Raw genomic sequence first — 12,628 nt, 5'->3', positions numbered from 1 at the left:
GCTTTTTCCTTCGCTCCTCTATACATTACTGTTTTGCTTTGTTCCTCCTCCGAAATACCATCCATTCGCCTCATGAATAGGATGGAATTGAAGAAAAATTAGACAAAACTTTAGAACAAGCTTCTCAAAAGTTATGAGCTAGCTGGAGATACGCCTCGGTCGTTTTATCTTTGGGTTTGTGTGTCACTCATCGTATGTACCATGCCTATATTACAACCGATATTTAGTTACTTCATCTGACATATTTTCACCTAGATGCTTCAAAGCAGAAGACATAAGCAAAGGTGACGAATCACTTGCGTTACCGCGGATGGCCTTGTTTACCTATCACATCTGTTGAAAATGAATTCGAAGAAATGTTATATACCATTGTCCAAGACGCTCCTGATGAACCGCATCGTTTAAATCCAAGCTTTTTATAAAGTTGTACAGCCATAATGTTGTTTGGATCAACACTCAAAGATATAGAGGTATAGCCGTCTTTCAAAGCTTGTTCAAATAACTTTTTCATAAGTAGCGTACCTATCCCTTTACCTCGTTCAATATCAATAACAGCTATTCCTAGTTCTGGAGTATGGTCATCAACATATCCATATCCTTTTTGGTTTCCTTTGAATAAGCGATACCAAGCGGCACCAACAGGTTGATTGTCCTTGTTCAAAGCGATGAAAGCTCTTTCCCCTTTTCTTCCCCAGCCTTCATGATATTTTTTAATATGCGGTGAATTGAGCAATTCTTCTTTCGGTGGCTTATTATGCGGAATATAAATGGATTCATACATCATATCTAATAAGAATTCAAAATCATTTTCTTCTAAACTTCTTATATGGAACAAAATTACTCACCTCCCTATTTTACGGCAGCCGCTGCAGAACATCTCTGCCTCTGGGGCATAATCCCCACCAGCTAACCAGTTCGTCCCCCTACTTGTCGAAATGAACCCGTATAATCTACAAACATAACTTAAAATGAAACTTGCTCCCCCGTATGATTCACCGATGAGTGCCTGCCTTGCTCATAGCGGTGTTCCTTCACATTTAACGGTTGGCAACAACCAACTATGCTGATTTAAGAGCGGGGGATGTTCATACTCATTGTAATGGTTCGATGTTTGAATCCTAATTTTTCGTATAGTTTCATCGCTTGATTTCCTGCATATACACTTAAGCGAACCTCTGAATACCCCTCTCGTTTAAGATGTTCGATGCCAGCCTCTAACAACCGTTTGGAAATGCCATTTCCCCTGAATTCCTCTAACACAAACAATTCATAAATAAACCCATATATCGTTTCCGTCAGTTGGTCTTTCTTTGTTCCGATCAGAATCCAACCCATGAGATGATCGCCTTCCGTTGCGATTAAATAATCACTCCCTTTCTGCAATAATGCTTCAATCAGTTGTTTGGCTTTTTCATCCGACAGTTTTACTTCGCCTAATGTACCTTCAAATAATGCTTGCGGTGAAAGTGATAAAATCTTTTTATATTCCGCATCGTTCGGTTTTCTAATTTCCATACATTGAGCCCTCCTCGAAAGCAACACCTAAAACCATAGGTATCCCCTTTCAAGTAACATCATCAATTTTATTTGCTGGTAGATAAATGGTTTTCATGAAAAGAGAATGTCCTCCCCAACCTTCTCTTATTCTCCCATAACCCAAATGAAATAATAATAAAAACTCCAAAGACCTAACAAACTCAGGCTGCTTAACAAGATAGCAAGCGATAAAAATAGATGAGTATTCGAGCCCCTTCGATAACGAAACAGAACGGACAGGACGATACCAGCAACAAACAAAAGAACCAAAGGGAAATCCAGTATCTACAAGATCTACAAGATAACCTATGATAAAGAAAAAATGATTTTCTTCATCTCTTGATAATTTTAACAAAAGAGAAAAAATTTTTAAAGTGTTTTTTTGAGCATAAAGATATGATGAAAAAGAATGTTACAACTCGTTTTGTAGACGGGGAATTCCCATCATCATAACCATTAAAAAAGAAACAAACTGGCTACTCCACTTGAAGAAGCAATCGCCCCCATCATATGGCGGCCTCTTTCCCTTGCTTTGTCCTACCTACCATTTCCTTTTTGGCAAATCAAACATATAGACAATGTAAAATTTTTGATCCTTAATGTAATATATATATTGAATTATGTAATATATATTGTTTAAAATGTAATATATAAATTACATTCAGGGAGGGATCGTTGGAATTGTGAGAAACAATCTTAAAGTTGCCCGTATCCAAGCAAACCTGACCCAACAACAACTGGCAGAAAAAGTCGGGGTAACTCGACAAACGATCAGTTTAATCGAAAAAGGAAAATACAATCCTACTTTAAAATTGTGCCTCGAAATTTGTTATGCGCTTAATAAAACGTTAGATGAAATTTTTTGGGTAGAAAAGTGAGAGTGGTGAAATTGCAAAAAATAAAAGACGAACGATTACTATTAAAAAATCTGCAAAATTTACGAATCGCCTACATGTTACAGACGATTGGCATCATCGGAATCTTGGGCTATGTCTTCATCACAAAAGGACTAGATGGAATGAGGAAAAATCCGTTATGGTTTGTGTTTATCCTGACAACCGTTGTATCGGCTTTTTTATCAATGAACATTAGTGTAGAATATGAAAGTCGGAAAAGGTCATCTAAACAAAGCTTCCTAATATCACTTGTTGTATTAACATTGATTTCAACTATAATAGGAATCCTTACATCATTCACTGAAGGATTTACTGCAATGAATGGTGTTTTCATTGCCGGAATCGTTTTTCTATGCGGAGTCGTTCCGATTTCTTATGTATATTATTTGAGAAAGAAAATAGATAATCAGGCAGACTGACGGAGCAACCAATTAGGAAAGCTTTTAAAAAACTTCAGTGACATATAGAGGATTCGTTATTTTCGGGAATACAGTGATGAACTGGATTATTGGGAGCGCAAACCGTTTTCTCAACCCAAAAATAGTAACCAGTAAGTTCTGTCGAAAAAAGAACAAGCAATGTGCTGATATTGATCAACACATTGCTTGTTCGCGCACCCTATCTTAGACATGCTGCTTCATCCCCTGTTCACTCCAACTAAAATATCCAAATCCACGGTGATCTTCGTAAAATCCCGATGAAGAAACGCATCAATGTGTGCTTGATCCGCAGACCAAGCAAGCGGCGTCATTTGGACTAAATGTTCAAGTTCGGCATTATTAAGTTCTTTTGTATAACATAAATGGAATACATCCAGTAAATGGAGCTGTTTTTGAAAAAGCGACACGATTTCATCATTCTTATAGACCTTTTTCTCCTTGTCCTCAAAGAGTGCTTCTCGTAGCTCTCTTAGATAATTCGGACGGGGAACCACTTTAATCACGAGTCCATCTTTAACTAAAATCCTCTTGAATTCCTTATAATTGGAAGGAGATAAAATATTAAGAATCACATGAAACGATTGATCCGCCAGCGGCGATTTTGCCAAGTCACCGACTAGCCAAATTTGGTCTTCGTATCTTTTAGCAGCCATAGCGATGCCTTCTTTTGAAATATCAAGGCCAACGCCAGTCATTGACGGAATCATACATTCGTCCAAAATCCTTTGTAAGTGAGAACCTTCTCCACATCCTAAATCTATAACCATAAAAGGGTTAAGCGAAACATCCATATACTCCTTTATCACTTTCGCAATCGTTTCATGCATGGAAGTGTATACGTTGCTTTCCATAATGATTTTGTGTCTTGCTTCAAACAATTCCTTCTTGTAATGGCTATGAGCGGGACGAGTCATCAAGTTGACATATCCTTGTTTTGAGAAATCAAACGTATGGTTTTTAGCGCATACGAGGCTTTTCAGCTCCTCAACCCTCATCGCGCTTTTACAGAGTGGACATTGAAATGCCGCTACAAATTGACTAACCCGTTCTGCACTTTTGGTTTTTTTGGTCATGTGCTTTCTTCCTTTCGATAAAAAAATCACAGCGGAGGAGGAAACGTTCGTGACAGTCTTTTGGCTGAACCGGTTGCGCCATTTGCTGTTATGATTTCTGAAAAACATATCAACCCCTTTCTCCATAACGAGAATTCTCTCTGATAAAAGGCTCCTCGACATGTTCAGAAATTAGGAGCTTGTATTTCTGCGGACGACGGTATGCGTTGCCATGTATTTCCCGACTTCGATATTCTCTCATTTCTTGAATCGGAAAATCAGCTATATAAATTCCTTCTCGCTCTCCCGCTTCAATAATCCGTGTATCTCTTGAACCTTTTTCTGAAGGTCTGTATGCCATCCCATCAAATGCAGTAGAATGTCCATTGCAGTTGGGATGACCAATCGGATAATTGACCGTGGCAATACCGACCATATTTTCATAAGCCCGCGCTCGCAGCTGTGAAATTCGGTTGATCTCCATCGGGCATGCGTTTGGCACCAAAATAATCTCAGCGCCTTTCAACATCAAAATCCTGGCACTTTCCGGAAACTCTCTATCATAACAGATCATCGCCCCGACTTTTACATTGCCTTGCAAGGTGTTTAAATCTGCCACGAAAAAGTCATCCCCAGGCGTCAAATTACATTCAACATCAAAATCACAAGTATGTACTTTTGCGTATGTAAGGATCTTGTTGCCAAAGCGGTCAAAGAGGCAGAGCGTGTTCCTTGGCAATGGATCGTATTTTTCAAGAAAAGTGATTCCGATAGCCATATTCAGCTCCTTAGCCAACTTCCCAAATGAACTGACGAATTCGCTATCTGCAGATAGAGCACGGGCCTTTAATTCATCGACATTCTCGGGAATGTCATAGCCAATGCTCCACATTTCAGGAAATAATGCAATATCAGCCCCCATATCCTTTGCTTTTCTACAATATTCCAATCCTTTATTCAGGTTGTCACATAAGTTAGTTTCAGGCAAAAGCTGCAATAAAGCTACTTTCAGATTATTCATGACCAATCCCCCCTTTATATCGATGTCACAACGCCGTACCTACAAACGAGTTAATTACTGATTTCTTATTCTTCATCCAACGTTAATACAAATCCTCCCCTTGCCATAACAAAGGCACATCTATCCTTCCATGCACGTTCGTATATTCTTTTAGACTTTCCCCACCCATTAGCAACAAATGCGGAAGGGGGCAAACCGTTCAGGTTCGCCCCGAGAAAGAAGCTGACCTAGATCGAAAGATGACACTACGATACTCACGATCCCATGAGATCCCCTTAATGATGATGAGGGCGTCGATGAAGTTGTTGTGACACTTGGGATTCTGTTCCTGGCTCGACGATCACGAATTGCCCCATCATCCCGCTGTCTTCATGATATAACAGATGGCAATGATACATGTAAGGCGTTGTCGGGTCTGGATAGCTTCCAAAATCAACAGCCAATCTGACTTTCGTCCCGCTCGGTATGAAAACGGTATCCTTCCTTCCCCGTTCGTATTTCGGCGGCAATTCACCATTCTTATCAAGGATAGTGAATGTCGCATCGTGAATATGAAAGTTATGATCCCAGCCTTTATTTGTTATTTCCCAAATTTCGCGCGATCTGGCAGGAACAACCTCATCAATCCGGTTCATATCCATTTTCTTTCCGTTGATCGCCGATTCGGTAGTCAGTACAAACGTTCGGACCTTCGCATCCGCTGGAACTTCGATCGGCGGTTCGCTGGTGAGTGTTTGAGGCAATGGCGTTGCTGCGGTCAGACGCTGATCGGCGATCAATTTGACGAGATCAAACTCTCCATTTTCAATCCCGTCTTTGCCGGCAAAACTGTGCAAGATCGTTTCTTCTCCTTCCTTAAATTCGACCACAATCTCTGCACGTTCACCCGGACTTAACAAAATGCGCTTCATTTTGATCGGTTCCGGCAGCAATCCCGCATCATTTCCGACTAGATAAAATGAACGGTTATCGGAAAAACCGACATGATAAGCTCTCGCATTCGAGCCGTTGAGCAACCGGAATCGGACTTGGCTTGAAGTGATGCGTAAATACGGATCATAAGTTCCATTGACCAAAATCTGATTCCCTAACATTCCAAACGGGGTAAGATCCATGCTTTCATTGAAGGAACCGTCCCCGTTGAACATTTTATCCTGAATAATGATCGGAATGTCGTCAACGCCATAATTTGAAGGTAATTTTTTTGAATCTTGATCCTCGATTAAAAACAAGCCTGCAAGTCCTCGATACACATGAAGTGCCGTTTTGCCGTGCAAATGCGGATGATACCACGTAGTTGCTGCGGGTTGCTCAATCGTCCAGCTAGGATTCCAAGTCGATCCGGCTTCAATCATTTGGTGCGGTCCGCCATCCATCGCAGCCGGCAAACGCATCCCGTGCCAATGCAAGGTTGAAGTTTCTGGAAGGTGATTGACAACATCAAACGCCACTTTGTCACCGCGTGACACACGTATCGTCGGCCCTAAGTAAGAGCCGTTGATCCCCCAAGTCGGTGTTTTCTTACCTTCAAAAAATTCGGTGGTTCCAGTTTGCATCGTTAACGTGAAGTGTTTCGTGCCATCAGGACCCACTGTCGGTTCAAGAAGTGGCGGGATGTTCAATTCATTCTGAAACGTCAGCTTCCCGACATTCATCGTTGTATCCCCATCACATCCTGCCAAACATAAAGCGATCAATCCAAATAAAAGAGTAGCAAATATGCGTCTTCGTTTCATCATTCAGCTCCCTCTTTTTCTCGAAAAATAGCTAGTTCCTTCTCATTGTTCGTTGAACGGCAGCAGCAATCCATCCAGTTATGACTCCCCAAACAGCATTGGTCACGATGACACTGACGATGGCAAAAGGATTGGTAATCGGACCTTGCAGCTCGCCTTCCAGAATCGGGGATGCGATCGCACTGATTATGATCGCCAATCCCCCATAGACGATTCCTGCATACAGAAGTGTTTTCAACGGATTTTCAACGCGAAACAGAACAGCAGCACCAATCCAGATGACAGAGATGAGTATGGTGACTGAAATACTCGCCATCGGTTGGCCGATTCTCTCAAGCAATCCCAACATATTCATCAGCGGTCGGATCAACGCTAATGCACCAAGACCAATTGCTAGCGACAAATGGCCGTTACCTTTCATCTCTTCCCAACTCCTTGTTCATTTTTTATCGGTCTCATTGTAACAATGGAATGTTGTGAACTTATGACGATGCTGTACGGGTTGTATGAAAGTTTCCACATGCCTTGAACGGAGTGGGACGGTGTAATCACGGTAAAAGAAAAGAAGAGCGTGAAACGTTGGGGGACATGGTCTCTTGGATTCATCGGCAAAACCCGGAGCTCGAAAAGAAGAACCAAGAGCATCGCAACAACTTCGAAGATGGGGCTGAAATCAAGTCGGGTGGATAGCAGCCTACTGGCGTTTCATGATCAAACGTATTGCTCAGAAGAACCATACAACGTCAGATGTTGCCCATGCCAGATATATTTCTAAATGAAAAAAAGGGCTCTTTTACAGGCCCTTTTTCACCAAAACTCTGCACAGTGACATCACAAAACTTCATCCAAAAAATCGATCATGATATTCGTAAATTCAACCGGCTTGTCATAATGAATATCATGTCCAGGGGTATCCACTTTTACCAACTTTCCATTCTGCAGCAACTCGACGACACGTTGGGCGTCCTCATCTGTAAGAGCCGCAAGCAACAGGTCGCCGTCATAATTGGTCTGTGCCTTCACAAATACAGTGGGACATTCAATCTTCGCAAGCACTTCGGCTTGATCATAATCCTCAAACCAGCTGTTATCATAGAAGGTCTCTCCAAACCTTCTGTCGTATGGATAGGTTGCGGACTCGAAGATTCGATTGATGTTGGGCGGCAGATAAAACAAGTGTACAGGTTCATTCGGATGCTTCTTATGGTAAGCGACCGCATCCTTCGCAAACCGATTCCATAAAAAGTCTCCGAATACCTTCTTCCAGTAGCTGTGTTTCAAGGAATACTCAAAATAGTCGCCTATTTCATCCTGTTTTTTGAAATCTTCGTACTGCTGAAAGCCGTACACCCAGGCGAACGTTTTCTCTCTTCTGCCCGGCTCCGTTGCGAAAAACGGTGAGTCTTCGATAACGAGTCCGAGCACAAGTTCAGGGTAATGCGCAGCGATCCAGGCCGCTACCATGCCGCCCGACGAATGGCCGAAAAGGATCACCTTGTCACCGATCACCGTCTTGATAAATTCGGCAAAATCAGCCGCCATGGCCTTAGCCGAATACTTTTCAGGATTCCAGTCGGACTCCCCATGTCCATGGCAATCGACAGCGAACACATGATACCGCTCAGACAACGCCGGCAGTGATTTTGCGTAATCCTCCCATGTCATGCCTTGTCCGTGGATCAGCAGCAGCGGCGGATTGCCGTTGTCCGGACCTTCCCCATAATTAAGCACTGTACCGTCGTTCAGCGTCACTTGTTTTTCCGTAAAGCCCGCTTTACGCATCGCCTTCAGCGGCTTGTCCATATACGTCACATTCGTGTAAAAATATGAACCGATCACGAACAGCAAAATAGCGAATACCGCACCGATGAAAAAACGCCTCTTCTTCTTTTTCATCAACCTTCTCCTTTCATTGGGCTGCCGGCATGATCACTCGTGGCCACGCGCGCTCTTTCACAATACGACCGATCAGACCTTTGGTCTAGTAGTGTTCCCGGTTCGAACGATATGCGACAATCGCACGTAGAGCTTTATTCACGACCAATCAACAAAGGCTCAACCGACAATGAATAAGTGAATCGTGTAAACTTGAGTTTCATGCACGAGTACTAACGACGCCTACTTATAATAAATGCGTTGATGGACTGTCGTCAACTACACCGCAATCAGGCAAGCGCGTGATTTAGTTGACGAAACGGCAGGCTTCATTTTAACATCGTTTCAAAAGAAGTCTCCCACTTCGAAACAAAGTGAAAGTGGGAGATGAATATCGGTTAGCACCAGCCAAAACATATAAGCAAATAAACAACAATCACGTTCCTTGTAAACGGGATAGATGGGGTTACATGGAAAACAGCGAATGCAAAAACTAAGCAAACCCTTCCATGCATACATCAAGGTGCGAAAGAACTCTTCGAGTTAGGGCGACTCGAAGTGACGCCTAAGGAGACGACAGGTCGCTTTCGCCGTGGAACTGAGAAATTTCCGCTTCAAGCACAACGAAGTGGGAGTCGTTCAGCTCGATGGGTTAGCACCGATAGCACATACAGCTGAAACCGGCTTCGTTTGTTTCTCTTCAAGTCGAATGGATGAGAACCCTGCCTCTTTAAGATACTGAACTAACTTTTCCCCTTCCTGGCGTGCTGTTTCGTTCGTTGCCCCCTTGGAACGAGGCTGGAGTGTAATGGCAATCAGCCCGTTTGGCTTCAGCAAATGCCGCAATTCTTTTAATCGTTCAATCGGTTGTTCCCAAAATAGAATCGAATTGATCGAAAAGATTTTATCAAACGCTTCGTTAAACACGGGAAGATGCTCAATAGTCGCAAGTTGTAGCTTGACTTTTCCTTCCCGTATAGCGGCTTCATTCCTTTTTTGCGCCTGTGAAAACATGACTTCGGACGGATCAATTCCTACGAATATCCCTTCCTTAATAATGTTGCTTATCTTCTCAGCGGCAATTCCGGGACCAAATCCGATCTCTAGTACCTTATCATTACTTCGTATATCCAATAATGCCACCGTCCATTCGTTGATTTCTTTATTAGCAGCTGCCATAATCCTTCCACCGATGTTTCCCAAAAAACCATATGGGCGACCAAATAAATTCATCAACAATCGACTCATGAAAAACCTCCTTGAAAATGGATTTCAAATTGTTTTTGATAAAAAGTAGGCATAAGTTGACGAGCATCATTTCCTCACCGTTTGAGTATTCCTTTCCTCAAGCCCTCATAAAACCATCCAAGGATCCCGGGAATGATTGGTTTTGAATTTGTCAATATGATATACGGTTTTTCCGATGTTATCGGTTTCGAATGTGAATGAAATGTAAACAGGCATTAGGAATCGTCCTAATGCCTGTGGTTGCCCATATGTGCTTCATGACATGCCCAGTTTTCGTTTTTCCGCTAAAAGCCGCTGAAATTCCTGTTCAAGCTCTTCGTTTGGCTCAATGCTCAAGCGGCTCAGCACCTCCGCTATTTTCGTCTCGAGTAAAAGCCGCTCGTCTTCTGTCGTATTGCGCGTATCGCGATGTTTTTGCTGCTCATATTGTTTATATGTTCCGTCAAACAGTTGAATTTCTTTATGGCGAATCACCAATATACGTGTAGCGACATTCTCAATGAACCGACGGTCGTGGGATACGAAAATGACGGTTCCTTCGTATTCTTGCAATAGCGATTCCAATGCGCTCATCGCTTCAATATCGAGGAAGTTTGTCGGTTCATCTAAAATGAGCGTATTGATATCACTGACGAATAATTTAGCAAGCGCGACTTTTACCCGCTCACCGCCGCTTAAAACTCCTACGGGTTTATAAACATCATCTCGGAAGAAATGCAGCCTCGCCAAGACGGTACGAATAAGCGTTTCATCTTGTTTCGATGTGGAGCGTACATTCTCCAAAATCGACTGATGAACATCTAAAATATTTAAGTTTTGGCTAAAATACCCCATTTTCACCGCTGGGGAAACTATAATTCCTTCTTCTTGGTCAACGATCTTTTTCACTAAAGTAGTTTTGCCGCTCCCATTCGGGCCGATAATCGCGAGCTTCTCGCCCCCACGTACATGAAAGCTCGCTTTATTCCATAGAACACGTTGGCCGATCACGCCTGCGACCTCTTGCGCTCGAATAATGATTCGATCTTTAAACGTATCCTCGTTAGGCAAGTTCATTTTGATGGGAGCCAGTTCCTTTATTTTTTCCACTTTTTCTAGTTTCTCTAATCTTGTTTCGATGGCTTTGGCTGCTTTTTGCAACTTTTTTTGCTTTTTCGCAAAATACGGCTTCGCCCCGGTGATTTTCGCTTCCGATGGGCTCACCTTCTTTCCGGAAACTTTTGTGGCTCTTTCCGCTTTTCGCTTTTTTAGTTCCAATGCTCTCTCTAGCGCTTGTTTCTTTTTTTCATAATTTTCATAAGCTAACTGTTGCTGTCGGCGTTCCTGTTCTTTTTGTTCCACATAGTCGCTGTAACGCCCTTTATACTCTTTGACCTTCCCTTCATGAACTTCCCAGATGGTGGTGCAAAGCGCATCGAGAAACGCCCGGTCGTGGGATACGAGGATAAACGCTCCCTTCCATTGCTGTAACTGCTTTTCTAGCCATTCGATATGTTCTTGATCTAAATGGGTCGTTGGTTCGTCCGCCAACAAAAGCTCCGGATCTTTAGTCATCAAATCGCGAATATAGGCCTGTGTCACTTCTCCGCCGCTTTTCGTAGTGTCCATCTGCTTTAACTGTGGCAACAATTCGCATCGAGCATGGCGAACCACTCTTCCCTTTTCTGGGGCAATCATTCCTGCCAATATGTTTAACAATGTCGTCTTGCCGCTGCCATTACGCCCCACTAAGCCGATGCGGTCATTTTTATAAATGGTCAATCGATCGACATCAAGTAATAACCGGTCTTTCACATAATGTTTGATATTGAACGCTTCTAGAAGAATCATATGATCATCCCCATTTTTGATTTTACGGGGACAAAAAAGCCCCCTATCCATTTTCAGAATAGGAGGCACAACTATAGCAGGACGCCAAAAAAAGAGACTAACTCCATTTGGGTGTACCTCACTATAAACGTGCAATCCTATTCTGAAAACGTTAATTGAAGGCAGCACAAAGAAAGCAGCACATTCATCTGTCTGCAAAAAACCACCTTCAATTAATGTCTTTTCAAAATAGGATTAGCGCTTCATGTTCGAGGATTCACCCTTCCGTTCGCATTATTTAAATTTATTCTATATAATATATCAAAAATTGTCAATTCATAAATAAAAAGGACCCAACGGTTCTTCCTTACGAACAGCTGCCATCTCCTCCGCCAAACCCGTCGGAATGACTTCCCGAATCGAATGATCCGCACTTAGAGGAGGAAGAATTTGAATGGGTCCAAGAAGAGTCACAATAATACGTGTGGTGATTCTTCTGACTGTTGTGTAAATCATTTACGTTAGGTGGACATCGACTTGCATTGATCGTAAAGAAAGGGAAAAACAACACAAAACCAATTGCTAAACATCCGATCAAGCCTCTATGAGCCCTCTTTTCCATCCTATTCTCATCCGTTCGCTAAGTTGCATTCCATTCGCGGAAAAAGGAAATGAAAGCAGCGCGTAACATTGTGCCACGTATGTCACACAAAGAGTTTGCTTCGCCGACTCAAGAAAGCGGTGAATTTGCGGCATGTTGCCACCTTATTTTCATTTTTATGACGTTCTTTGGATGTTTTCACTCCGTTCATTCAAGCTTACAAAATTCGGATCGTTAGCGCAAAGCATTGCTTAGTTGGACATTGTTTTGATCCTCTTTTGTTTGCTTGTAGAGTAAATGAGCATAATTGCTTAACCAACCGGTGATGATTTGTCGTTCGCAACCGATTGACTGAGAAGCGGGCCGTCGCCTCTTTTCTCATACAATCTAAACATTTAACTTCACTTAAATATT

12 protein-coding genes are annotated in these 12,628 nt (G+C 42.4%); 2 read left to right on the top strand and 10 right to left on the bottom strand.

Annotation, left to right across the window (positions count from 1 at the left end; all coding sequences use genetic code 11):
- Positions 1-301 precede the first annotated feature (301 nt).
- The 3 genes from IC804_RS00365 to IC804_RS00355 form a co-directional block, all read right to left on the bottom strand.
- A complete protein-coding gene (locus IC804_RS00365) occupies positions 302-835 on the bottom strand; it encodes a GNAT family N-acetyltransferase (RefSeq protein ID WP_190300643.1) in 534 nt (177 codons plus the stop codon).
- 233 nt (positions 836-1,068) lie between these two features.
- The gene (locus tag IC804_RS00360) at positions 1,069-1,515 is read right to left on the bottom strand and encodes a GNAT family N-acetyltransferase (RefSeq protein ID WP_008879126.1); all 447 of its coding nucleotides are present in this window, start codon (positions 1,513-1,515) and stop codon (positions 1,069-1,071) included.
- A gap of 49 nt (positions 1,516-1,564) precedes the next feature.
- A complete protein-coding gene (locus IC804_RS00355; RefSeq protein WP_190300642.1) occupies positions 1,565-1,891 on the bottom strand; it encodes a hypothetical protein in 327 nt (108 codons plus the stop codon).
- 328 nt (positions 1,892-2,219) lie between these two features.
- On the opposite strand from IC804_RS00355, the gene IC804_RS00350 reads away from it, so the two are divergent.
- Complete coding sequence (locus IC804_RS00350; protein WP_029760759.1) at positions 2,220-2,414, top strand: helix-turn-helix transcriptional regulator; 195 nt, start codon at positions 2,220-2,222, stop codon at positions 2,412-2,414.
- Between the two features lie 11 nt (positions 2,415-2,425).
- Positions 2,426-2,851 carry a hypothetical protein gene (locus IC804_RS00345; RefSeq protein ID WP_029760760.1) on the top strand — a complete coding sequence of 142 codons (426 nt, stop codon included), beginning with the start codon at positions 2,426-2,428 and terminating at the stop codon, positions 2,849-2,851.
- A gap of 218 nt (positions 2,852-3,069) precedes the next feature.
- On the opposite strand, the gene IC804_RS00340 is transcribed toward IC804_RS00345, so the two are convergent.
- The 7 genes from IC804_RS00340 to IC804_RS00310 all read right to left on the bottom strand — a co-directional run bounded on the left by IC804_RS00340 (position 3,070) and on the right by IC804_RS00310 (position 11,634).
- The gene (locus tag IC804_RS00340; protein ID WP_029760761.1) at positions 3,070-3,945 is read right to left on the bottom strand and encodes a putative RNA methyltransferase; all 876 of its coding nucleotides are present in this window, start codon (positions 3,943-3,945) and stop codon (positions 3,070-3,072) included.
- A gap of 109 nt (positions 3,946-4,054) precedes the next feature.
- Positions 4,055-4,945, bottom strand: coding sequence for a carbon-nitrogen hydrolase family protein (locus tag IC804_RS00335; protein WP_081157489.1), 891 nt, complete (start codon positions 4,943-4,945; stop codon positions 4,055-4,057).
- A 275-nt stretch (positions 4,946-5,220) separates the two neighbouring features.
- Entirely contained in the window at positions 5,221-6,684 is a 1,464-nt protein-coding gene (locus tag IC804_RS00330; protein ID WP_081157490.1) for a multicopper oxidase family protein, read from the bottom strand.
- A 28-nt stretch (positions 6,685-6,712) separates the two neighbouring features.
- Positions 6,713-7,102 (bottom strand): hypothetical protein, encoded by a 390-nt coding sequence (locus IC804_RS00325; protein ID WP_011887391.1) that lies wholly within the window; start codon positions 7,100-7,102, stop codon positions 6,713-6,715.
- Between the two features lie 410 nt (positions 7,103-7,512).
- Positions 7,513-8,577: an alpha/beta fold hydrolase gene (locus IC804_RS00320; protein WP_081157491.1), complete on the bottom strand. Its 1,065-nt coding sequence runs from the start codon at positions 8,575-8,577 to the stop codon at positions 7,513-7,515.
- Positions 8,578-9,195: 618 nt separating this feature from the next.
- Positions 9,196-9,804, bottom strand: a complete 609-nt coding sequence (locus IC804_RS00315; protein WP_029760765.1) for a class I SAM-dependent methyltransferase — start codon at positions 9,802-9,804, stop codon at positions 9,196-9,198.
- A gap of 255 nt (positions 9,805-10,059) precedes the next feature.
- Positions 10,060-11,634, bottom strand: a complete 1,575-nt coding sequence (locus IC804_RS00310; RefSeq protein ID WP_060475849.1) for a Vga family ABC-F type ribosomal protection protein — start codon at positions 11,632-11,634, stop codon at positions 10,060-10,062.
- Positions 11,635-12,628: the final 994 nt, after the last annotated feature.

The sequence above is a fragment of the Geobacillus sp. 47C-IIb genome, from assembly GCF_014679705.1.
GTDB classification, from domain to species: Bacteria; Bacillota; Bacilli; order Bacillales; family Anoxybacillaceae; genus Geobacillus; species Geobacillus thermodenitrificans.
This window is presented reverse-complemented; position numbering and strand designations above follow the sequence as displayed.

Excerpts from the sequence above, each read along its gene's own strand:
- IC804_RS00330 (WP_081157490.1), bottom strand. The coding sequence starts at position 6,684 with ATGATGAAACGAAGACGCATATTTGCTACTCTTTTATTTGGATTGATC.
- IC804_RS00360 (WP_008879126.1), bottom strand. The coding sequence starts at position 1,515 with ATGGAAATTAGAAAACCGAACGATGCGGAATATAAAAAGATTTTATCA.
- IC804_RS00310 (WP_060475849.1), bottom strand. The coding sequence starts at position 11,634 with ATGATTCTTCTAGAAGCGTTCAATATCAAACATTATGTGAAAGACCGG.
- IC804_RS00315 (WP_029760765.1), bottom strand. The coding sequence starts at position 9,804 with ATGAGTCGATTGTTGATGAATTTATTTGGTCGCCCATATGGTTTTTTG.
- IC804_RS00340 (WP_029760761.1), bottom strand. The coding sequence starts at position 3,945 with ATGACCAAAAAAACCAAAAGTGCAGAACGGGTTAGTCAATTTGTAGCG.
- IC804_RS00320 (WP_081157491.1), bottom strand. The coding sequence starts at position 8,577 with ATGAAAAAGAAGAAGAGGCGTTTTTTCATCGGTGCGGTATTCGCTATT.
- IC804_RS00335 (WP_081157489.1), bottom strand. The coding sequence starts at position 4,945 with ATGAATAATCTGAAAGTAGCTTTATTGCAGCTTTTGCCTGAAACTAAC.
- IC804_RS00325 (WP_011887391.1), bottom strand. The coding sequence starts at position 7,102 with ATGAAAGGTAACGGCCATTTGTCGCTAGCAATTGGTCTTGGTGCATTA.